Source organism: Burkholderia pseudomultivorans (assembly GCF_001718415.1).
In the GTDB taxonomy this organism is placed as follows: domain Bacteria; phylum Pseudomonadota; class Gammaproteobacteria; order Burkholderiales; family Burkholderiaceae; genus Burkholderia; species Burkholderia pseudomultivorans_A.
This window is the reverse complement of sequence record NZ_CP013378.1, coordinates 3,662,963-3,685,180: the sequence shown is the minus strand read 5'-3', so window position 1 is coordinate 3,685,180 and position 22,218 is coordinate 3,662,963. Positions and strand designations below refer to the sequence as shown.

21 protein-coding genes are annotated in these 22,218 nt (G+C 66.7%); 15 read left to right on the top strand and 6 right to left on the bottom strand.

Annotated features, from left to right (window positions below):
* The first annotated feature begins 156 nt into the window (after nucleotides 1–156).
* Entirely contained in the window at nucleotides 157–1,935 is a 1,779-nt protein-coding gene (gene lpdA / locus WS57_RS29330) for a dihydrolipoyl dehydrogenase (RefSeq protein WP_059517934.1), read from the top strand.
* Nucleotides 1,936–2,198: 263 nt separating this feature from the next.
* Here lpdA and WS57_RS29325 read toward each other — a convergent pair whose 3' ends face one another.
* Entirely contained in the window at nucleotides 2,199–2,765 is a 567-nt protein-coding gene (locus WS57_RS29325; RefSeq protein ID WP_009691738.1) for a phasin family protein, read from the bottom strand.
* Nucleotides 2,766–3,415: 650 nt separating this feature from the next.
* Between WS57_RS29325 and pbpG the strand changes: the two genes are divergently transcribed.
* Nucleotides 3,416–4,576 (top strand): D-alanyl-D-alanine endopeptidase, encoded by a 1,161-nt coding sequence (gene pbpG / locus WS57_RS29320; RefSeq protein ID WP_059517937.1) that lies wholly within the window; start codon nucleotides 3,416–3,418, stop codon nucleotides 4,574–4,576.
* 123 nt (nucleotides 4,577–4,699) lie between these two features.
* Entirely contained in the window at nucleotides 4,700–6,163 is a 1,464-nt protein-coding gene (locus WS57_RS29315) for an IS1182 family transposase (RefSeq protein ID WP_155741224.1), read from the top strand.
* Nucleotides 6,164–6,282: 119 nt separating this feature from the next.
* On the opposite strand, the gene WS57_RS29310 is transcribed toward WS57_RS29315, so the two are convergent.
* Entirely contained in the window at nucleotides 6,283–7,092 is an 810-nt protein-coding gene (locus WS57_RS29310; protein WP_009691736.1) for an IclR family transcriptional regulator, read from the bottom strand.
* Between the two features lie 180 nt (nucleotides 7,093–7,272).
* Between WS57_RS29310 and WS57_RS29305 the strand changes: the two genes are divergently transcribed.
* The 12 genes from WS57_RS29305 (at nucleotide 7,273) to iscX (ending at nucleotide 16,469) form a co-directional block, all read left to right on the top strand.
* Nucleotides 7,273–7,995, top strand: coding sequence for a (Fe-S)-binding protein (locus WS57_RS29305; RefSeq protein WP_009691735.1), 723 nt, complete (start codon nucleotides 7,273–7,275; stop codon nucleotides 7,993–7,995).
* A 35-nt stretch (nucleotides 7,996–8,030) separates the two neighbouring features.
* On the top strand, nucleotides 8,031–9,443 hold the full coding sequence (locus WS57_RS29300) for a lactate utilization protein B (RefSeq protein ID WP_040127766.1): 1,413 nt from the start codon (nucleotides 8,031–8,033) through the stop codon (nucleotides 9,441–9,443).
* Between the two features lie 129 nt (nucleotides 9,444–9,572).
* On the top strand, nucleotides 9,573–9,800 hold the full coding sequence (locus WS57_RS29295) for a hypothetical protein (protein WP_059518847.1): 228 nt from the start codon (nucleotides 9,573–9,575) through the stop codon (nucleotides 9,798–9,800).
* A gap of 101 nt (nucleotides 9,801–9,901) precedes the next feature.
* A complete protein-coding gene (locus WS57_RS29290; protein ID WP_059518845.1) occupies nucleotides 9,902–10,384 on the top strand; it encodes a low molecular weight protein-tyrosine-phosphatase in 483 nt (160 codons plus the stop codon).
* 118 nt (nucleotides 10,385–10,502) lie between these two features.
* Nucleotides 10,503–11,042 carry a Fe-S cluster assembly transcriptional regulator IscR gene (iscR, locus tag WS57_RS29285; protein ID WP_009691731.1) on the top strand — a complete coding sequence of 180 codons (540 nt, stop codon included), beginning with the start codon at nucleotides 10,503–10,505 and terminating at the stop codon, nucleotides 11,040–11,042.
* A gap of 63 nt (nucleotides 11,043–11,105) precedes the next feature.
* Nucleotides 11,106–12,329 (top strand): IscS subfamily cysteine desulfurase, encoded by a 1,224-nt coding sequence (locus tag WS57_RS29280; RefSeq protein ID WP_009691730.1) that lies wholly within the window; start codon nucleotides 11,106–11,108, stop codon nucleotides 12,327–12,329.
* A gap of 70 nt (nucleotides 12,330–12,399) precedes the next feature.
* Nucleotides 12,400–12,807 (top strand): Fe-S cluster assembly scaffold IscU, encoded by a 408-nt coding sequence (iscU, locus tag WS57_RS29275; protein ID WP_009691729.1) that lies wholly within the window; start codon nucleotides 12,400–12,402, stop codon nucleotides 12,805–12,807.
* A gap of 64 nt (nucleotides 12,808–12,871) precedes the next feature.
* Entirely contained in the window at nucleotides 12,872–13,195 is a 324-nt protein-coding gene (iscA, locus tag WS57_RS29270) for an iron-sulfur cluster assembly protein IscA (RefSeq protein ID WP_009691728.1), read from the top strand.
* A 94-nt stretch (nucleotides 13,196–13,289) separates the two neighbouring features.
* Entirely contained in the window at nucleotides 13,290–13,817 is a 528-nt protein-coding gene (gene hscB, locus WS57_RS29265) for a Fe-S protein assembly co-chaperone HscB (RefSeq protein WP_009691727.1), read from the top strand.
* A 54-nt stretch (nucleotides 13,818–13,871) separates the two neighbouring features.
* Entirely contained in the window at nucleotides 13,872–15,740 is a 1,869-nt protein-coding gene (hscA, locus tag WS57_RS29260) for a Fe-S protein assembly chaperone HscA (RefSeq protein ID WP_059481292.1), read from the top strand.
* Between the two features lie 93 nt (nucleotides 15,741–15,833).
* The gene (gene fdx, locus WS57_RS29255) at nucleotides 15,834–16,175 is read left to right on the top strand and encodes an ISC system 2Fe-2S type ferredoxin (protein WP_040127762.1); all 342 of its coding nucleotides are present in this window, start codon (nucleotides 15,834–15,836) and stop codon (nucleotides 16,173–16,175) included.
* An 84-nt stretch (nucleotides 16,176–16,259) separates the two neighbouring features.
* Nucleotides 16,260–16,469: a Fe-S cluster assembly protein IscX gene (gene iscX, locus WS57_RS29250; RefSeq protein WP_009691724.1), complete on the top strand. Its 210-nt coding sequence runs from the start codon at nucleotides 16,260–16,262 to the stop codon at nucleotides 16,467–16,469.
* A gap of 128 nt (nucleotides 16,470–16,597) precedes the next feature.
* Here iscX and WS57_RS29245 read toward each other — a convergent pair whose 3' ends face one another.
* From WS57_RS29245 to recJ, 4 genes are all read right to left on the bottom strand, one after another.
* Complete coding sequence (locus WS57_RS29245; protein WP_040127761.1) at nucleotides 16,598–17,320, bottom strand: glycine zipper 2TM domain-containing protein; 723 nt, start codon at nucleotides 17,318–17,320, stop codon at nucleotides 16,598–16,600.
* A 335-nt stretch (nucleotides 17,321–17,655) separates the two neighbouring features.
* Nucleotides 17,656–19,182, bottom strand: coding sequence for a lysine--tRNA ligase (gene lysS, locus WS57_RS29240; protein ID WP_009690698.1), 1,527 nt, complete (start codon nucleotides 19,180–19,182; stop codon nucleotides 17,656–17,658).
* Between the two features lie 72 nt (nucleotides 19,183–19,254).
* Nucleotides 19,255–20,359 (bottom strand): peptide chain release factor 2 gene (gene prfB, locus WS57_RS37735; RefSeq protein WP_194796231.1). Its coding sequence is split into 2 segments (ribosomal slippage): nucleotides 19,255–20,277 and nucleotides 20,279–20,359, totalling 1,104 coding nucleotides; the frame shifts between segments, so codons are not numbered across the junction.
* A 159-nt stretch (nucleotides 20,360–20,518) separates the two neighbouring features.
* Nucleotides 20,519–22,216, bottom strand: coding sequence for a single-stranded-DNA-specific exonuclease RecJ (gene recJ / locus WS57_RS29230; RefSeq protein WP_059518841.1), 1,698 nt, complete (start codon nucleotides 22,214–22,216; stop codon nucleotides 20,519–20,521).
* Between the last annotated feature and the right edge of the window lie 2 nt (nucleotides 22,217–22,218).

The window sequence follows — 22,218 nt, the reverse complement described above, 5'->3', positions numbered from 1 at the left end:
TTTCTTTGTCTTCCAAAGAAAAGTAACCAAAAGAAAGGCGCGTCCTTGGGCGGACGGCAAAGGTGGTACTGCCCAGGTTCGCGTGCTTGGGTCAGGCCGTAGTTCAGCCGCGGGTTTTCCTCCCTCTCTCAGCAGCCAAACAAGAAGGGGACGTACATGAGTCTCATCGAAGTCAAGGTTCCGGATATCGGCGATTTCAGCGGCGTCGATGTCATCGAAGTCAACGTGAAGCCGGGCGACGTGATCGAAAAAGAGCAGACGCTCATCACGCTCGAATCGGACAAGGCCTCCATGGAAGTGCCGAGCGACGTCGCCGGCACGGTCAAGGAAATCAAGATCAAGGCCGGCGACAAGGTCTCGCAAGGCACGGTCATCGCGCTCGTCGAAGCGTCGGCCGACGCGGCCGCGGCCGCGCCCGTGAAGGCAGCCGAACCGGCCAAGGCCGCGGCTCCGGCCGCCGCGCCCGCAGCCGCACCGGCCGCACCGGCGCCCGCACCGCAAGCCGGCAGCTACACCGGCGCCGCCGACATCGAGTGCGACATGCTCGTGCTCGGTGCCGGCCCCGGCGGCTATTCGGCCGCGTTCCGCGCCGCGGATCTCGGCATGAAGACGGTGCTCGTCGAGCGCTATTCGACGCTCGGCGGCGTGTGCCTGAACGTCGGCTGCATCCCGTCGAAGGCGCTGCTGCATACGGCGCTGATCGTCGAGGAAGCCGAAGCGCTCGCATCGCACGGCATCTCGTTCGGCAAGCCGCAGGTCGATCTCGACAAGCTGCGCGACTTCAAGGGCGGCGTCGTCAAGAAGCTGACGACGGGCCTCGCCGGCATGGCGAAGGCGCGCAAGGTCGAGGTCGTGACCGGCGTCGGCGCGTTCGTCGATCCGTACCACATGGAAGTGCAGGGCGAAAACGGCAAGAAGGTCGTCAAGTTCAAGCAGGCGATCATCGCCGCGGGCTCGCAGGCCGTGAAGCTGCCGTTCATGCCGGAAGATCCGCGCGTTGTCGATTCGACCGGCGCGCTCGAACTGCGCCAGCTGCCCAAGCGCATGCTCGTGATCGGCGGCGGCATCATCGGTCTCGAAATGGCGACGGTCTACTCGACGCTCGGCGCCGAGATCGACGTCGTCGAAATGATGGACGGCCTGATGATGGGCGCCGACCGCGATCTCGTGAAGGTCTGGGAAAAGTACAACGCGAAGCGCTTCGGCAACGTGATGCTGAAGACCAAGACGGTCGGCGCGGAAGCGAAGGAAGACGGCATCTACGTGAAGTTCGAGGGCGAGAAGGCGCCGGCCGAAGCGCAGCGCTACGACCTCGTGCTCGTCGCGGTGGGCCGCAGCCCCAACGGCAAGAAGATCGGCGCCGACAAGGCGGGCGTTGCCGTCACCGACCGCGGCTTCATCGAAGTCGACAAGCAGATGCGCACGAACGTCCCGCACATCTTCGCGATCGGCGACATCGTCGGCCAGCCGATGCTCGCGCACAAGGCCGTGCATGAAGGCCACGTCGCAGCGGAAGCCGCGCACGGCGAGAAGGCGTACTTCGACGCGCTGCAGATTCCGTCCGTCGCGTATACGGATCCGGAAGTCGCATGGGCCGGCAAGACCGAGGACCAGTGCAAGGCCGAAGGCATCAAGTACGGCAAGGCCGTGTTCCCGTGGGCCGCATCGGGCCGCGCGATCGCGAACGGCCGCGACGAAGGCTTCACGAAGCTGATTTTCGACGAGGAAACCCATCGCGTGATCGGCGGCGGCATCGTCGGCCTGAACGCGGGCGACCTGATCAGCGAAGTGTGCCTCGCGGTCGAAATGGGCGCGGACGCGGAAGATATCGGCAAGACGATCCATCCGCACCCGACGCTCGGCGAATCGGTCGGCATGGCCGCCGAACTGTACGAAGGCGTGTGCACGGATCTTCCGCCGCAACGCAAGAAGTAAGCAGGCCGCGTCGCCGGCTTCGCGCCGGCCGCGAACGAACGCCGCCTGTCGGGTCACACCGGCAGGCGGCGTTTTTGTTTTCCTTCCCGAGATCGAGGCCGGCGCCGCAGCGGCGGGCTATCGATGAGGCGCGAGCGCCCGGTCGAAACGATCGAGCGAAGCGTCGCGCGTGGAGGTCGGGCAGGGCGGGGGCAGCGGTGTGTGCCGACGCCGGAAACGAAAAAGCCGCGCGGGTGCGCGGCTCTTTCAGGAGCAACGGACGCTTACGCGGCCGGCTTGGTCGAACGGCGCGAGGCAGCGGCGTTCGCAGCCTTCGTCGCGACGGCGGCGGCGGCGTTGAAGTTCGTCTCGGCGATTTCGACGGCCTGCTTTGCAGCCTTCTGGACCGTTTCGTACGTGGTGTTCGCAGCGTTCAGTGCCGACTTCAGCGCGGCGACAGCCGTTTCCGAACCGGCCGGGGCGTTCTTCGCGACGTTGTCGACGAGCGCCTGGACCTTGCGGTTCTGCTCTTCGTATTGCGATTCCGCGACCTTCGCGAATTCGGCTTGCGTGGCCGACGCGATTTCATACAGGTGACGGCCGTACGACAGCACCTTTTCCGCGACCGGCTGCGTGAGGCTGGCTTGCAGCGCGATCAGTTCCTGCGCGTCCTTCACCGACAGCAGGCGCTGCGCGTTTTCCTGGCCCTCGGCCAGCGTCGACTTCACAACTTGCAGGTTGAGTTCGATCAGCTTCTCGACGCCTTCGAACGCCTTGGTCGTCAGACCGAACAGGCTTTCAAGGTTGGCTTTCTGTGCGGCGGCGATTTGCTCGGGGGTCAGCAAAGACATGTCAAGCTCCTGAAAAGCGATCGGGCGATCGCAGGGTAAAGGGCACTACGCTGGGGAACCTCGGATGCGCGTGCTTTGTGCAACGCAGCAATGAAGCCTATTTTAGGGCACAGAAAAACCTTGTCAAGCATTTTTTGTGCGTTGCACAATCGCGATAAAATATCGAGAAAACAACGGGTTAACGCCAGGGTCCGGAATCGGTTTCAGCGGCGCTCCGGAACGGTGCGCGCGGCCTGCAGGCGCCTGCGGCGCACCATGATCAGGCACAGGTAAACCTGACGGGCCCATGGAACGTTATCCTTCTGCTCCTGTCGAAAAGCGCGCCGTTTCGATGCGCACGCCGCGGCGACGCGCCAGCGCCGCGGCCCGACCGGCGCCCAGGCACGCCGAGCGCCGGATACGTACTTACCCCGCTTTAAAATGCCGCCGAAGTGACGTTATCTCAATTAACCGCGTGGTAATCGGGAGACCGCACCGTTGGGCGACGCATCCCATGATTTTTTTCGATGGGAGCGGGTGGGGCGATCGAAGGAATCTTCGATAACGCTTACAATCCGGTTTAAAGACGATCGGTAAGTGCCTAATATTGCTCTTTTTTTCAGCTTTAACTACACTGGCGGTACCCTCCCGCCCGCTTTGTCCAGACCCCAATGAAAGCCGAATCGTTTTCACCGCGCAGATTGTTGCAGAGCATGACGCTCGGCACGGCTGTGTCGGTCGCCGTCGCGTTGCTCGCGACCGCGGCGTCCGTCGCGCCCGCTGACGCCTTTGCCGCCACTGCGAAAGCCCACCAGACCGCCAAGAAGAAGGCCGTTGCTCCTGCTGCGTCCGCGAAGCAGAAGTCGGCCAAGGCGGCCTCCGCCAAAGTCGCATCGGCCGAAGCGCCGCGCGCGAAGGCGTCGCGCAAGCGCGTGACGCTCGCCGCCAACAGCGTGCACGGCGGCCACCGCGGCGCGGTCCGCAAGGTCGCGTTCCAGCCGCGCCGGCCGACGGTCGGCCAGGCGTTCGGCCTGCACGACACGCCCGATGCGCTCGCGCTGCGTTCGAGCGTCGCGTACGTGGTCGACCAGAACACCGGCGAGCCGCTGTTCGACAAGAATTCGCACGCAGTCGTGCCGATCGCGTCGATCTCGAAGCTGATGACGGCAATGGTCGTGCTCGACTCGAAGGCGCCGATGACCGACCAGATCGAGGTCACGGACGAAGACCGCGACTACGAGAAGGGCACGGGCTCGCGCCTGTCGGTCGGCTCGGTGCTGTCGCGCGAGGACATGCTGCACATCGCGCTGATGGCGTCGGAAAACCGCGCCGCGGCCGCGCTGTCGCGCTACTACCCGGGCGGCCGTCCGGCCTTCATCGCCGCGATGAACGCGAAGGCGAAGGCGCTCGGCATGACCGACACCCATTTCGAGAATTCGACCGGCCTGTCGAGCTCGAACGTGTCGAGCGCGCGCGACCTGGTGAAGATGGTCAACGCGGCGTACCAGTACCCGCTGATCCGCCAGTTCTCGACCGATCGCACCTACGAGGTCTACACCGGCAAGCGCAACCTCGTGTACAACAGCACGAATGCGCTGATCCGCGGCAACGGCTCGTGGGACATCGGCCTGCAGAAGACGGGCTTCATCAACGAAGCCGGCGAATGCCTGGTGATGCAGGCGACGATCCACGGCCGGCCGATGGTGATGGTGCTGCTCGACTCGTTCGGCAAGTACTCGCGCTTCGCCGACGCATCGCGTCTGCGCAACTGGCTCGACGCCGGCGGCGGCGAGCGCCTGACCGCGGCCAACACGCCGAGCGGCGGGACCTGATCGGGCGCGCGGCGGCGCACCGCCGCGTCGCTTCCGGCAGACGACAAAAAGCCCGCACAAAGCGGGCTTCAGATTGCTGACAAACCCTCGCCAAGTGCGGGGGTTTTGTTTTTTAATGGCGTGATGCTGAAGACGCCCATGCCCACGCAGCACGAACTCGAGATGGTGACGCTCGAGGAACTCGTGCCGAAGGACCACCTGCTGCGCCAGATCGACGCGGCGGTGGATTTCGAGTTCATCCGCGCGAAGGTGGCGCATCTGTATTGCGCGGATAACGGGCGGCCAGCGCTCGATCCCGTGGTGATGTTCAAGCTGCTGTTCATCGGCTACCTGTTTGGGGTGGGCAGCGAGCGGCAACTGATGCGTGAGGTCCAGGTCAACGTCGCCTATCGGTGGTTCGCGCGGTTCCGGCTGACCGACAAGGTGCCGGATGCGTCGACGTTCTCGCAGAATCGCCGCCGCCGCTTCCCGGACACGGTGGTGTATCAGGAGATCTTCGACGAGATCGTGCGGCAGGCAATGAAGCGCGGGTTGGTCGATGGTCGGGTGCTGTACACCGACAGCACGCACCTGAAGGCGAATGCGAACAAAGGCAAGTTTGATGTCGTGAAGCTGGAGCAGACGCCTGCGGCGTACACGGAGGCGCTGAATGCGGCGGTGGATGCGGACCGGGCCGCGCATGGCAAGAAGCCGCTGGATCGCGACGACGACGAGCCGCCGCCGAGCAAGGACACCAAGATCAGCCGAACCGATCCGGACAGCGGCTACATGGTTCGGGACGACAAGCCCAAAGGGTTCTTCTATCTGGACCACCGCACGGTGGATGCCCGGCACGCGATCATCACCGATACGCATGTGACGCCGGCCTCGGTGCACGACAGCCAGCCGTATCTGGATCGGCTGGATCGGCAGCGCGAGCGCTTCGAGTTCAAGGTCGATGCGGTGGGGCTGGATGCGGGCTACTTCACGCCGGCGGTGTGCCAGGGGCTGGAGGAGCGAGGGATTGCCGGGGTGATGGGCTATCGCACGCCGAACCACAAGCCGGGCATGTTCTACAAACGGCAGTTCAAGTACGACGCGTATCGCAACGAATACGTGTGCCCGCAGGGGCAGGCACTGCCTTACAGCACGACCAATCGAGTCGGCTACCGGGAATACAAATCCAACCCGCAGATCTGCCGGCGTTGCCCGGTACGCGCGCAGTGCACGAACAGTGCGAACGCGGTGAAGGTGGTGACGCGCCACGTGTGGGAGCGCGCCAAGGAGAAGGTGGACGCGCGGCGCTTGACCGAATGGGGCCAACGCATTTACGCGCGGCGCAAGGAGACGGTGGAGCGTAGCTTCGCCGATGCCAAGCAACTGCATGGGCACCGTTATGCGCGTATGCGTGGGCTACGCAAGGTGGCCGAGCAGTGCTTGCTGGCCGCGGCGGCGCAGAACATCAAGAAGATCGCGATGCTGGTGGCGCGGAAGCGGAAAAAGGGGCCAGCGGGTCCCGATTGGCGCTTCGTGCGCATGCTGCTGCGTCTGGTGAGCGGTTTGCGCTGCAGCTTCGACTACCCGCTCGCGGCGAGCTCGCAATCCTGATCCCAGAAAGACAAAACCCCACGCTTCCAAAAACGTGGGGTTCGTCAGCAATCTGAGCCCCGCAATCGCGGGGCTTTTGCATTTGGCGGTATTCGGCGTGCGCGATACGCGCCGCGGATTTACGCCTGCCGCTGCAAGCCTTCCGTTTCCTTCGCGGCCTCGGGCCGGTAGCCGAGCGATTCCGAGATGGTCAGCGCGGTCCGGCTGAGCTGGCCGAGCCAGGCGTCCTGCAGCCGATCTGCCGGCGCCGACAGCGACAGGCCTGCGACCAGCTTGCCCGAGTCGTCGTAGATGCCGGCCGCGATGCAGCGCACGCCGAGTTCCAGTTCCTCGTTGTCGCGCGCGCACGATTGCTGGCGCACGAGCGTCAGCTCGCGCTCGAGCTTCGTCAGGTCGGTGATGCTGTTCTGCGTATGGCCGGAAAGCCCCGTGCGCGTCGCGTAGGCGCGCACGCGCGCGGTTTCGTCGGCGGCGAGGAACAGCTTGCCGACCGACGTCAGGTGCAGCGGCGCGCGGCCGCCGATCGCGCGGACGACCTGCATGCCCGAGCGCTCCGAATACGCGCGCTCGATATAGACGATCTCGTCGCCCTGGCGCACCGACAGGTTCACGGTCTGGCCGGTGAGGCGGTGCAGTTCGCGCATCGGCATCAGCGCCGCGTCGCGCACCGACAGGCGCGCCTTCACGAGATTGCCGAGTTCGAGCAGCCGCATGCCGAGCCGGTACGTGCCGGGATCGGAGCGGTCGACGAGGCGGCAGGTCACCATGTCGTTGAGGATGCGGTGCGCGGTCGACGGATGCAGTTCCGTGCGCTGCGCGAGTTCCTTCAGGCTGACGGGGTCGCTGTGCGCGGCGAGCGCGTCCAGCAACCGCATCATGCGTTCGATCACCTGGATCGACGTTTTGGAATCCGGGGTGGGTTGGCTCATGTCGGGGGAATCGGTTGACGCGTCATGCGAGGTTGCAACGATTGTATCTCGTATCGTGAAAAAAGCGAACGCCGTTCGAGGGAGTCCTCGCTTCCGGTCGTGCCGGCACGTGCGTGGTTCGGCGTTGGTCTGGCCGGCCAAAGCGCGGATAATGAGAGCCGTTTTCTCGAAGGAGCGCGTATGCGAGTCGGTTTGTTCGTGACCTGCCTGGTCGATCTGATGCGTCCCGAAATCGGTTTTTCCGCGCTCAAGCTGCTTCGCGAGGCCGGCTACGAGGTGATCGTGCCGCCCGCGCAGACCTGCTGCGGCCAGCCGGCCTACAATTCGGGCGACCGCGCGCTGGCGCGCGATCTGGCCGAAAAGACGCTGCGCGAATTCGAGCAGTTCGACTACGTCGTCGCGCCGTCGGGCTCGTGCGGCGGGATGATCCGCGCGCACTACGGCGACCTGTTCCGCGACGATCCCGAGCTGATGGGGCGTTATGCGCGGCTTCAGCAGAAAGTCTACGAACTGACCGATTTCCTCGCGAACGTCGCGAAGGTCACGCTCGCGCCGGGCGAGTTCACGGGCCCCGTCACCTATCACGATTCGTGCTCGGGCCTGCGCGAACTGGGCGTGAAGGCGCAGCCGCGCGCGCTGCTCGCGCAGCGCGGCGTCGCCGTCACCGAGATGAAGGACTGCGAGCACTGCTGCGGCTTCGGCGGCACCTTCGCGGTCAAGTACGGCGACATCTCGGCGGCGATCGCGGACGAGAAATGCGCGAACGTGCGCGCATCGGGCGCCGGCGCCGTGGTGCTCGGCGACCTCGGCTGCATGCTGAACATCGAAGGGCGGTTGCGCCGCACGGGCGACCGCGACACGCGCGTGCTGCACGTCGCGCAGGTGCTGGCGGGCGACGTCTGACGCCCGGTTCCGCTCACATTTCCCCCGATACCGCGATGCAAGTCCAATCGATGCATTTCAAGGCGCGCGCCGGCCAGAAGCTGGCCGACCAGCGCCTGCAGCAGAACCTGAAGAAGCTGTCGACGAAGTTCGTGTCCGCGCGCGCGGACGCGATGACCGAGATCGACTTCCCGACGACGCGCGCCGCGCTGAAGGCGCGCCGCAACCGCGCGCTGGAAAACCTCGACATGTGGCTCGACGCGTTCGAGCGCGAGGCGACGCGGCGCGGCACGACGGTGCTGTACGCGGAGACCACCGCGGACGCCGCGCGGCTCGTCGCCGACATCGCGCGTCGTCACGAGGTGAAGAAGGTCATCAAGACGAAGTCGATGGTGTCCGAGGAGATGCGCCTGAACGCGGTGCTCGCGGAAATGGGCGTGCAGTCGGTCGAGACCGACCTCGGCGAATACATTCTGCAGATCAACGACAACGAGCCGCCGAGCCACATCATCGCGCCCGTCGTGCACAAGGACAAGGACGAGATCGCCGACCTGTTCGCGCGCACCCATCATCGCGAGCGGCTGACCGAGATCCCGGACATGACGCGCGAGGCGCGCGAGATGCTGCGCCCGCAGTTCCTGTCGGCCGACATGGGCGTGACGGGCGGCAACTTCGTGATCGCGGAGACGGGCTCGGTCGCGCTCGTGACCAACGAGGGGAACGAGGGGATGTGCACGGTGATGCCGCGCGTGCATGTCGCGGTGACCGGCATCGAGAAGGTGCTGCCGACCCTCGAGGATCTCGCGACCGCGATGCGCCTGCTGCCGCGCTCGGCAACCGGCCAGAAGACGTCGAACTACTTCTCGCTGCTGACGGGCCCGCGCGGGCCCGGCGACGAGGACGGCCCCGAGCACAACTACGTGGTGCTGGTGGACGGCGGGCGGACCGGCCTGATCGGCGGCGAGTTCCAGGAGATGCTGCGCTGCATCCGCTGCGGCGCCTGCATGAATCATTGTCCGGTCTACCAGAAGGTCGGCGGCCACACGTACGGCTGGGTCTATCCGGGGCCGATGGGCTCGGTGCTGACGCCGAGCTACGTCGGGCTCGACCGGGCGCTGGACCTGCCGCAGGCCGCGACGCTGTGCGGCGAATGCGACAGCGTGTGTCCGGCCGGGATCCCGCTGTCGCAGCTACTGCGCACGCTGCGCGAGAAGCAGGTGGAGCGGCATCTGCGTCCGTGGCGCGAGCGCGCCGCGCTCGCTGCGTGGGGCTTCGTCGCGCGCCGGCCGATGCTGTATGCGCTGACGACCAAGCTCGCGGTGCGGGTCCTCGAACGCCTGGGCGGCGACGGCGGGATGCTGCGCCGCCTGCCGATGATGGGCGGCTGGATGGACACGCGCGACATGCCGACGCCGACCGGGCGCACGTTCCGCGAACTGTATGCGGCGTCGCAAAGCCACCTCGGCTGAGCACTGTTCACCCGGCGGCAACAGTGCATTCACTATTTACGTATTTATCCCGATAGATGCGGTCTATAGAATCTTGCCTGTAGTCCCCGGAATAGGGTTTCGGGGCATCAGGTCAAGGAGGTCCGCATCATGAAAAAGACAATATCGATGTACTGGCCGCTGGCAATCGTCGTTCCGCTGGCCGCGGCGGCCTATCTGCATGCGATGGACAATGCGCCGTCACGGGGTCCGCTCGCCGTTCACCAGGCGTCCGCCGAACTGGCGCGCGCGGTGTCGTTCGGGCTCGTCGACGACGCCGTGAAGCCGCTGCCCGCCGCGTCGGGCGAGGTCATGCTGGCTGCGCCGAAGGCGCTGTAATGCAGGCTGCTGTCGCTTTGCGCGGCGGCGCGATTCCGGGCGCCTTTGTATAATGGCGCGTTCTGCTCCCACGCGGTCCGCCGCGGCTTTCCGATCGTGCGATGACCCGCGTTGCAATCTGTTTCGTCTGCCTCGGCAACATCTGCCGTTCGCCCACCGCGGAAGGCGTGATGCGCCACCAGGTGGATGCTGCCGGCCTGGCGGACCGGATCGACGTCGATTCGGCCGGCACCGGCGACTGGCATGTCGGCGAGCCGCCCGACACGCGCGCGCAGGCAGCGGCGCGCCTGCGCGGCTACGATCTGTCGGCACTGCGCGCGCGGCAGGTGGGCACGGCCGATTTCGAGCGCTTCGACCTGCTGCTCGCGATGGACGAGGCCAATCTCGCGGAGCTGCGCCGCCGTTGCCCGCCGCAGCATCGCGACAAGGTGCGCCTGCTGATGGAATTCGCGCCGGGCGCGACCGAAACCGAAGTGGCCGACCCGTATTTCGGCGGCGCGCAGGGCTTCGAGCAGGTGCTCGACCAGGTCGAGCGCGCGTGCGAGGGCCTGCTGCAGACGCTGCGGGCGCGCGTCGCCCGCTGATCGCGACGCGGTTATTCAGCGGTCTGCGAATACCCTGCCGAAGACATGGATACTTGACTAAAAACGTCAAATATTTATACTTGACCAAAATCGTCAAGATTGCAGTCCCCTAGACACCATGAGACTCACCACCAAAGGCCGTTTCGCCGTCACGGCGATGATCGACTTGGCACTGCGCCAGGAGCAGGGCCCGGTGACGCTTGCAGGCATCAGCCAGCGCCAGCGGATTTCGCTCTCGTATCTCGAACAGCTGTTCGGCAAGCTGCGCCGGCATGAAATCGTCGAATCCGTGCGTGGCCCGGGCGGCGGCTACAACCTCGCGCGCCGCGCGCAGGACGTCACCGTCGCCGACATCATCATCGCGGTCGACGAACCGCTCGACGCGACGCAATGCGGCGGCAAAGGCACGTGCGACGGCTCGAAGCAGCCGGACGGCCATTGCATGACGCACGAACTGTGGTCGACGCTGAACCAGAAGATGGTCGAATACCTCGATTCGGTTTCGCTGCAGGATCTCGTCGATCAGCAGCGCGCCCGCGAAGGCGCGCCCGCGGTGCTGCGCGACCGGCGCACGCCGGAGCCCGTCGCCGCGCCTGCCGAGCCCGTGCGCACGATGCCGCTCGGCCCGAATTCGGTGTTCAACATCGCGAGCTCGTGAGCGCGAGCGCGCCCGACCCCCAATAACGCACATAGTCCCTGCACAGAATATCCGGAGCGACAGATGACCCAACAGACCCTCCACCTGCCCATCTACATGGATTACAGCGCGACGACGCCGGTCGATCCGCGCGTGGTCGACAAGATGGTGCCGTACCTGCGCGAGCAGTTCGGCAACCCGGCGTCGCGCAGCCACGCGTACGGCTGGGATGCGGAGCGCGCGGTCGAGGAAGCGCGCGAGCAGGTGGCTGCGCTCGTGAACGCGGATCCGCGCGAGATCATCTGGACGTCCGGCGCGACGGAATCGGACAACCTTGCGATCAAGGGCGCCGCGAATTTCTACAAGGGCAAGGGCAAGCACATCGTCACGGTGAAGACCGAGCACAAGGCCGTGCTCGACACCTGCCGCGAACTCGAGCGCGACGGCTTCGAAGTCACCTACCTCGACGTGAAGGACAACGGCCTGATCGACCTCGACGTGCTGAAGGCCGCGCTGCGCCCGGACACGATCCTCGTGTCGGTGATGCACGTGAACAACGAGATCGGCGTGATCCAGGACATCGAGACGATCGGCGAGATCTGCCGCGAGAAGGGCATCGTGTTCCACGTCGACGCCGCGCAGGCGACCGGCAAGGTCGAGATCGACCTCGCGAAGCTGAAGGTCGACCTGATGTCGTTCTCCGCGCACAAGACCTACGGCCCGAAGGGCATCGGCGCGCTGTACGTGCGCCGCAAGCCGCGTGTGCGCATCGAAGCGCAGATGCACGGGGGCGGCCACGAGCGCGGCATGCGCTCGGGCACGCTGCCGACGCACCAGATCGTCGGCATGGGCGAGGCGTTCCGCATCGCGCGCGAGGAAATGGCGACCGAGAACGAGCGGATCCGCATGCTGCGCGACAAGCTGCTGCGCGGCCTGTCGCAGATCGAGGAAACGTACGTGAACGGCGACATGGAGCACCGTATCCCGCACAACCTGAACATCAGCTTCAACTTCGTCGAAGGCGAGTCGCTGATCATGGCGATCAAGGACGTCGCGGTGTCGTCGGGTTCGGCGTGCACGTCGGCGTCGCTGGAGCCGTCGTACGTGCTGCGTGCGCTCGGCCGCAACGACGAACTCGCGCACAGCTCGATCCGCTTCACGGTCGGCCGCTTCACGACGGAGCAGGAAGTCGACTACGTGATCGAGTTGCTGAACAGCAAGATCGCGAAGCTGCGCGAGCTGTCGCCGCTCTGGGAAATGCACCAGGAAGGCATCGATCTGTCGACGATCGAATGGGCCGCACACTGAGCACCGCATATCGAACATACCCGCGGGCGGATTCGCGCACGCAGACGTAACGAGTCAAGGAGTCTGAGTCATGTCTTACAGCAACAAGGTTCTGGATCACTACGAAAACCCGCGTAACGTCGGTTCGTTCGCGAAGGACGACGATGCGGTCGGCACGGGCATGGTCGGCGCGCCGGCCTGCGGCGACGTGATGAAGCTGCAGATTCGCGTCGGCGCGGACGGCGTGATCGAAGATGCGAAGTTCAAGACCTACGGCTGCGGTTCGGCGATCGCGTCGAGCTCGCTCGTGACCGAGTGGGTGAAGGGCAAGACGCTCGACGAAGCGCTGTCGATCAAGAACACGCAGATCGCCGAGGAACTCGCGCTGCCGCCGGTGAAGATTCACTGCTCGATTCTCGCGGAAGACGCGATCAAGGCAGCCGTGGCCGACTACAAGAAGCGCCACGACACGAAGGAAGGCGATCAGGCAGCGGCCTGAGCGGCATCGAGCGGCTTCTGAAGGAACGCGGCGCGCCGTAGCGGCACGCCGCGGCAAGGACATCATGGCAATTACACTGACCGAAAAAGCAGCACAGCACGTCCAGAAATACCTCGTCCGTCGCGGCAAGGGTGTGGGCCTGCGGCTTGGCGTCCGCACGACCGGATGCTCGGGGCTCGCGTACAAGCTCGAGTATGTCGACGAGCTCGCCCCCGAGGATCAGGTGTTCGAGAGCCATGGCGTGAAGGTCGTGGTCGATCCGAAGAGCCTCGCGTATATCGACGGCACCGAGCTCGATTTCGCGCGCGAAGGCCTGAACGAAGGGTTCCGCTTCAACAACCCGAACGTGAAGGACGAGTGCGGCTGCGGCGAATCGTTCCGCGTGTGACGCGGATGGCCGCGCGATGCGGGCACGAGGCGGCAAGGGCCGCCTTTTTAATGTGCGGCGTTTGCCGCGCGACGAACCGGAATTGAACGCGACGATGGTTTCGCTGAAAGACAGCCATTTCGACCTGTTTCACCTGCCGGCGCAATTCGCGCTCGACGAAGCGGCGCTCGACGCCGCCTATCGCACCGTGCAGACACAGGTGCATCCGGACCGCTTCGCGGCGGCCGGCGATGCGCAAAAGCGCATCGCGATGCAGTGGGCAACCCGCGCGAACGAGGCGTACCGCACGCTGCGCGATCCGCTCAAGCGCGGCACCTATCTGCTGTCGCTGCGCGGCGTCGACATCGGCGCGGAAAACAATACCGCGATGGAGCCCGCGTTCCTGATGCAGCAGATGGAGTGGCGCGAGGGCATCGAGGATGCCGCGGCCGCCCGCAACGTCGACGCGCTCGACGCGCTGCTGGCCGAGCTGCGCGACGAGAAGCGCACGCGGCTCGAGCGCCTCGGCACGCTGCTCGACAGCGGCGCCGACCAGGCGGCCGCGGAGGCCGTGCGCCAGCTGATGTTCATCGAGCGGGTCGCGTCGGAAGTGAGCGCGCAGATCGAGCGCCTCGAAACTTAACCGCGTGCCTCGCGGCACGCGCAGCAAACGGGCCGAGCGCCCGAACGAACCAAGATGGCTTTACTGCAAATTTCCGAACCGGGCATGGCGCCGGCGCCGCACCAGCGGCGACTCGCCGTCGGGATCGATCTCGGCACGACGAACTCGCTCGTCGCCGCCGTGCGCAACAGCGTGCCGGAAGTGCTGCCGGACGAGGCGGGCCGCGTGCTGCTGCCGTCGGTGGTCCGTTATCTGGAGAAGGGCGGCCGTCGCATCGGCCACGAAGCGAAGGAACAGGCCGCGACCGATCCGCGCAACACGATCGTGTCGGTCAAGCGCTTCATGGGGCGCGGCAAGGCCGAGGTCGAGGGCGCGGCGAATGCGCCGTACGAATTCGTCGATGCGCCGGGCATGGTGCAGATCCGCACGATCGACGGCGTGAAGAGCCCGGTCGAGGTGTCGGCCGAAATTCTCGCGACGCTGCGCTATCGCGCCGAGGACACGCTCGGCGACGAGCTGGTCGGCGCGGTGATCACGGTGCCCGCCTATTTCGACGACGCGCAGCGCCAGGCGACCAAGGACGCCGCGCGTCTCGCGGGCCTCAACGTGCTGCGCCTGCTGAACGAGCCGACCGCGGCGGCGATCGCCTACGGTCTCGACAATGCGGCCGAAGGCCTCTACGCGGTGTACGACCTCGGCGGCGGCACGTTCGACCTGTCGATCCTGAAGCTCACGAAGGGCGTGTTCGAAGTGCTGGCCGCGGGCGGCGATTCCGCGCTCGGCGGCGACGATTTCGATCACGCGCTGTTCGGGCACGTGCTCGCGCAGGGCGGCATCGACGCGAAGACGCTCGCGCCGGAAGACGTGCGCCTGCTGCTCGACCGCGTGCGCGTGCTGAAGGAAGCGCTGTCGTCGGCGCCGCAGGCCACGCTCGACGTGACGCTGTCGAGCGGCGCACACCTCGTGCAGACGATTTCGCACGACACGTTCGCGTCGCTGGTCGAACCGCTCGTGCAGCGCACGCTGACGCCGACCCGCAAGGCGCTGCGCGACGCGCAGGTCACGCCGGCCGACATCAAGGGCGTCGTGCTCGTCGGCGGCGCGACGCGCATGCCGGTGATCCGCGCAGCCGTCGAGAAATACTTCGGCCAGCCGCCGCTCGTCAATCTCGATCCGGACCAGGTCGTCGCGCTCGGCGCGGCGATCCAGGCCGACCTGCTGGCCGGCAACCGCGGCAGCGGCGACGACTGGCTGCTGCTCGACGTGATTCCGCTGTCGCTCGGCGTCGAGACGATGGGCGGCCTCGTCGAGAAGATCATTCCGCGCAACTCGACGATTCCGATCGCGCGTGCGCAGGAATTCACGACTTTCAAGGACGGCCAGACCGCGATGGCGATCCACGTCGTGCAGGGCGAGCGCGAGCTCGTCGCCGACTGCCGGTCGCTCGCGCGCTTCGAGCTGCGCGGCATTCCGCCGATGACGGCCGGTGCGGCGCGCATCCGCGTCACCTATCAGGTCGATGCGGACGGGCTGCTGTCGGTGTTCGCGCGCGAGCAGCATTCGGGCGTCGAGGCGTCGGTCGTCGTGAAGCCGTCCTACGGCCTCGCCGACGACGACATCGCGAAGATGCTCGAGGACAGCTTCAAGACCGCCGAGATCGACATGCGCGCCCGCGCGCTGCGCGAGGCGCAGGTCGAGGCGCAGCGGATGATCGAGGCGACGGAGGCCGCGCTCGCGGCCGACGGCGAACTGCTCGATGCGGCCGAACGCGCGGAGGTCGATGCGCGCGTCGCGGCGCTGCGCGCGATCGCGCAGGGCGACGACGCGGATGCGATCGAGGCATCGACCAAGGCGCTGGCCGACGGCACCGACGAATTCGCGGCGCGCCGGATGGACAAGAGCATCAAGCGCGCACTGTCGGGTCGCCGGCTCGACGAGATCTGAACGAAGAATGCAGCGCGCGCGGGCCGGTGACGGCCCGCGCGCGATATTGAACCGTGCGGCGCGTGACGCCGCACCCTGACTGACGGAACGGACATGCCTCAACTGGTGGTGCTGCCTCACGTCGAACTGTGCCCGGACGGCGCGGTGATCGACGCGAAGCCCGGCAAGAGTATTTGCGACAACCTGCTCGACAACGGCATCGAGATCGAGCACGCGTGCGAGAAATCGTGCGCCTGCACGACATGCCACGTGGTGATCCGCGAAGGCTTCAACGATCTCGCGCCGTCCGAAGAGGACGAGGACGATCTGCTCGACAAGGCATGGGGCCTCGAGCCGACCTCGCGCCTGTCGTGCCAGGCGATCGTGACGGAGGATTCGGATCTCGTGGTCGAGATTCCGAAGTACTCGATCAATCACGCGAAGGAAAATCACTGAGCGGGTTGCATGCGAGCTGACCCGCTGCCGCTGCGTCGGTGCGGGCCGATTTCGGGGTGCAAGGACAGCAGAAGGAGAGCAGGCATGAAGTGGACCGATTCGCGCGAGATTGCGATCGCGCTTGCAGACAAGCATCCGGACGTCGATCCTCAGCGGGTCAATTTCGTCGACCTGCGCGCGTGGGTGATCGCGCTCGACGGTTTCGACGACGATCCGGGCCGCTCGGGCGAGAAAATCCTCGAGGCGATCCAGGCGCACTGGATCGACGAATCCGACTTCGACGACGAAGACTGAGCGGCGCGCGACGTTCTACGCGTCGCGCGGCGGTTGACGCAAAAACGGCTCGTGATGATTCACGAGCCGTTTTCGTTTGGCGAATCACACGGCAGCCCGTCGCGCGGGCGGCCATGCGAGGCGCGGCGTCAGGCGCCGACCAGCGTGCCGTTCTCGACGCGCACGCGCTGCCCCTGGCCGAACGGCGGCGCGTTACGGTACGTGAAGGTGCGCGTCGTGCCGTTTTCCATCTGCACTTGCACCTGGTAGTCGGTTTCCGCACGCACCTGCTTCTCGACCTGGTTGCCGGCCAGGCCGCCGCCCAGCGCGCCGATGATCGTCATCGCGGTGCGGCCGTTGCCGTGACCGAACTGGTTGCCGAGCAGGCCGCCGGCCGCGGCGCCGCCGACCGCGCCGATGCCCGAGCTCTGGCCGGGCGTGCGCGTCTGCGTGATCGCGACGACCGTGCCGCAGGTCTGGCAATAGGCCGGCTGCACGGGCGCGGACGGCTGCTGCGCGTATTGCGGCGGTTGCGGCGCGGGCGCACGGTGGTGGTGCGTCACCGGGCGCGGCGCCGGCTTCGGTTCGGCCTGCGCGAGCGCCTTTTGCTGCGCGGCCTGTTCAGCCGCCTGCTGCTGCGCCTGCGCGGCGAGCGCGGCGCTGGCGGCCGCCGCCGTGTCGACGGCCGGCTGCGACGCGATCAGCGCGGCCTGGGTCTGACCGTTCTGCTCGTTGCTGCTGTTGGCTTTCGGGAACACGCCCGTGATCGCTGCCGTCGCGGCGAGGCTGGCGACGATGACGGCGCCGGCCGCGGTTGCGATGAGCGGGTGGAGGCGTTGCTTTTGCGGCGTGGTCTGATTCTGATTGTCCATTTTTTTCTCCTGGGTCGATCCGGGATGTGACCCGGATCCCACGCGTCGGGGGCGCTCGGAGTCGGCGTTCCTGCGCCGGGCCCCGGCCCCGTGGTCATGCGTGGTGACGGAAAGGAGTGTCGTCCAGGCGCGCGGCGGCCGCCGTATCAAGGTGTAACGAATTGCAGCGCGGCAGCGGTGCTCGATACCGGGAAGACCCGCAGCGGGCCGGCGCGGCAAGGAAATAAAACGGGGAGGAATCAGGGGCCGGCGAACGCCGGCGGGCGGGATTTACGCGCGGTTACAAAGCCGGCGCGTGCGCGCCACGGCGGGCGGCGCACACGCGCGGGCGGGCGTCAGTCTTCGCGGCGCAGGTGGGGGAACAGCAGCACGTCGCGGATCGTCGGGCTGTCGGTCAGCAGCATCACGAGACGGTCGATGCCGATCCCGCAGCCGCCGGTCGGCGGCATCCCGTATTCGAGCGCGCGGATGTAGTCGGCGTCGAAGAACATCGCTTCCTCGTCGCCGGCATCCTTCTGTTCGACCTGCTTCCTGAAGCGTGCGGCCTGATCTTCCGGATCGTTCAGCTCCGAGAAGCCGTTCGCGATCTCGCGGCCGGTCATGAACAGCTCGAAACGCTCGGTGATGCCCGGCACCGTATCCGATGCGCGCGCGAGCGGCGACACCTCGACCGGATAGTCGATGATGAAGGTCGGCTCCCACAGCTGCGCTTCGGCCGTTTCCTCGAACAGCGCGAGCTGCAGCGCGCCGATGCCGGCGTTCAGGAACGCCGGCTGCGTGACGTCGACGCCGAGGCGCTTCAGCTCGCTGCGCAGGTAGGCGTCGTCCGACAGCTGGCCGTCGGTGTACTGCGGCGCGAACTTCTGGATCGCCTGCGTGATCGTCAGGCGGTGGAACGGCTTCGCGAGGTCGAGCTCGCGGCCCTGATACTGGATCGTCGCGGTGCCGAGCGCGTCGATCGCGGTCTGGCGGATCAGCTGCTCGGTGAAGTCCATCAGCCAGCGGTAGTCGGTGTACGCGGCGTAGAACTCCATCATCGTGAATTCCGGATTGTGGCGCGGCGACACGCCTTCATTCCGGAAGTTGCGGTTGATTTCGAACACGCGCTCGAAGCCGCCGACGATCAGCCGCTTCAGATACAGCTCCGGCGCGATGCGCAGGAACATCTGCATGTCGAGCGCATTGTGGTGCGTGACGAACGGCTTGGCGGCCGCGCCGCCCGGGATCGGGTGCAGCATCGGCGTCTCGACTTCCATGAAGTCGGCGTCGCCCATGAACTTGCGGATCGACGCGATCGCCTTGGTGCGCGCGCGGAACGTGTCGCGCGTCTCCGGCGTGACGATCAGGTCGACGTAGCGCTGGCGATAGCGCATTTCCTGGTCGGCGAGGCCGTGGAACTTGTCCGGCAGCGGGCGCAGCGCCTTCGACAGCAGGCGCAGTTCCGTGCACTTGACCGACAGCTCGCCCTTGTTGGTGCGGAACAGCACGCCGCGCGCGGCGACGATGTCGCCAAGGTCCCACTTCTTGAACGCATCGTACGTTTCCGCGCCGACATCGTTCGGCGTCACGAAGAACTGGATCTGGCCCGAACCGTCCTGCACCGTCGCGAAGCTCGCCTTGCCCATCACGCGCTTGAGCATCATGCGGCCGGCGATCGCGACTTCGAACGGATTCGCTTCGAGCGCTTCCTTGTCCGACTCGGCGAATTTCGCCTGCAGTTCGGCCGCGTGGTGCGTTGGCCGGAAATCGTTCGGATAGGCGACGCCTTGTTCGCGCAGCGCGCGCAGCTTGTCGCGGCGCTCGGCGATGATCTGGTTTTCGTCCGCCGCGACGGCGGCTTGCGTTTGGGTCGATTCGGTCATGATGGTCGGAATTCGGGGTGGGGGCGGCTACGCAAACGGGGAGGGCGGCGCGGAAAGCCCGCGCCGCGGCGCTCAGACGCCCTGTTTGAGGCTCGCGCTGATGAAGTCGTCGAGATCGCCGTCGAGCACCGCCCGCGTGTTGCTCATTTCGACGTTCGTGCGCAGGTCCTTCACGCGGCTCTGGTCGAGCACGTACGAGCGGATCTGGTGGCCCCAGCCCACGTCGGTCTTGCTCGACTCGAGCTTGTCCTGCTCGGCCTGGCGCTTGCGCATCTCGGCCTCGTACAGGCGCGACTTCAGCATCGCCATCGCTTCCGCGCGGTTGCGGTGCTGCGAGCGGTCGTTCTGGCACTGCACGACGATGCCGGTCGGCATGTGCGTGATCCGCACCGCCGAGTCGGTCTTGTTGATGTGCTGGCCGCCCGCGCCCGATGCGCGGTACGTGTCGATGCGCAGGTCGGCCGGGTTCACCTCGACTTCGATCGAGTCGTCGATTTCCGGATACACGAACACCGACGAGAACGACGTGTGGCGGCCGCCCGACGAGTCGAACGGCGACTTGCGCACCAGCCGGTGGATGCCCGTTTCGGTGCGCAGGAAGCCGTACGCGTATTCGCCCGTGACCTTGACCGTCGCGTTCTTGATGCCGGCGACGTCGCCGTCGGATTCTTCGAGCACTTCGGCCTTGAAGCCCTTGCGCTCGCAGTAGCGCAGGTACTGGCGCAGCAGCATCGACGCCCAGTCGCACGCCTCGGTGCCGCCGGCGCCGGCCTGGATGTCGATGAAGCAGTTGTTCGGGTCGGCCGGGTTCGAGAACATCCGGCGGAATTCGATGTCACCGACGCGCGCTTCGAGTTTCGCGGCGTCTTCTTCCGACGCGACGAGCGTGTCCTCGTCGCCTTCCTCGCGGGCCAGCTCGAACAGGTCGAGCGCGTCGCGCAGGTCGCTGTCGAGCACCGTCAGCGTCGTGACGACGCCTTCGAGCAGCTTCTTTTCGCGGCCGAGCGCCTGGGCGTTCTTCGAATCGTTCCAGACGTTCGGGTCTTCGAGTGCCTTGTTGACTTCGGTCAGACGCGCAGCTTTGGCGTCGTAGTCAAAGATACCCCCGAAGCTCGCCCGCGCGCTGGCGCAGGTCGAGCAGGGAGCTTTCGATCGCGTTGAGACGTTCCGCTTCCATGATCGTTTCGCTTTTCGTGCTTCGTAAAAAAGCGGAATTATAGCCGATCGGCAGAGGCTCCCGGTGGCGCGGATCGAATGCGCGCGCCCGCGGCGGCCCCGTCCGGCGCGGGGCGCAAGCCGTTTTCGGCGGTTCCGGTGCGCGCGGCGGCGCGGCGCGTTATCCGGCCGCGTGCTCGACGATCAGCTGCACGCGCGTGACGCCGTTCCAGGTATCGGCGACGAGGCGATACGCGATCAGCGCGCTCGCCGGCAGCGGCTCGGTATGGTTGAACCAGATCGCATTGAAGCGCTGGCGGCCGCGCGCGAGCTGCAGCTTCAGGTGCTTTTCCTTCACGAGGCTCTGCGACACGACGTCGAACTCGCCGGAAAAAAGCGGGGCCGGAAAGCCCTGGCCCCACACGGCCTCGTCGAGCAGTCCGACGAACTGCGGCGTGAAGTACGCATCCTCGAGCTCGCCGTCGGTCTCGATCACGCGAGCGAGCGCGTCGTCGGACAGCCATTCGCGCGCGACCGCTTCGAACGCGGCCGCGAAGCGAGGCACGTTGTCGGCGTCGAGCGTGACGCCGGCGGCCATCGCATGGCCGCCGAACGCGACGAGCAGGTCCGGTTCGCGCTTCGATACGAGGTCGAGCGCGTCGCGCAGGTGAAAACCGGGGATCGACCGGCCCGAGCCCTTGACCCGCGTGCCGTGCTCGTCCGCGTGCGCGAACGTGAACGACGGGCGGTGGAATTTTTCCTTGAGCCGCCCGGCGACGATGCCGATCACGCCCTGGTGCCATTCGGGGTTGAACAGCGTGATCGTGCAGGCGTCGGCCGGATCGACGTCGGCGAGATCGGCGAGCGCCTGCTGCTGCATGCCGGCCTCGATCTCGCGGCGTTCGCGGTTCATCACGTCGAGCTGCTGCGCGAGGTCCCACGCGCGGCCGATGTCGTCGGTGATCAGGCACTCGATGCCGAGCGACATGTCGGACAGTCGCCCGGCCGCGTTCAGGCGCGGGCCGAGGCCGAAGCCGAGGTCGAAGCCCGACGCGGTGCGCGCTTCGCGGCCCGCGGCGCGGAACAGCGCGGCGATGCCCGGCTGCATCCGGCCGTTGCGGATCCGCTGCAGCCCCTGCGCGACCAGCACGCGGTTGTTGCCGTCGAGCCGCACGACATCGGCGACGGTGCCGAGCGCGACGAGGTCGAGCAGGCCGTCGAGGCGCGGCTCGGCTTCCTTGCTCGCGAACGCGCCGCGGCGACGCAGTTCGGCGCGCAGCGCGAGCAGCACGTAGAACATCACGCCGACGCCGGCGATGTGCTTGCTCGGGAAGCCGCAGCCGGGCTGGTTCGGGTTGACGATCGCGCGCGCGGCGGGCAGCGCGTCGCCGGGCAGGTGGTGATCGGTCACGAGCACGTCGATGCCGCGCGCGTTGGCGGCCTCGACGCCCGCGACGCTCGCGATGCCGTTGTCGACGGTGATCAGCAGGTCGGGCTGGCGCGCGGCCGCCAGCTCGACGATTTCCGGCGTGAGGCCGTAGCCGTATTCGAAGCGGTTCGGCACCAGGTAGTCGATCTGTGCGCCGAACATCCGCAGGCCGCGCACGGCGACCGCGCAGGCGGTCGCGCCGTCGCAGTCGTAGTCGGCGACGACCAGCAGGCGCCGCCCGGCGGCGATCGCATCGGCGAGCAGCACGGCCGCGTCGGCGCAGCCCTTCAGTTCGGTGGGCGGCACGAGGCGCGCGAGCGCGGTCTCGATGTCGGCCGGGGACTGCACGCCGCGCGACGCGTACAGGCGCGCGAGCACCGGATGCAGGCCGTGGCGGGCGAGCGCTTCGGCGTCGGCGGGCGCGACGGAGCGGGTAACGATGCGGGTCATTC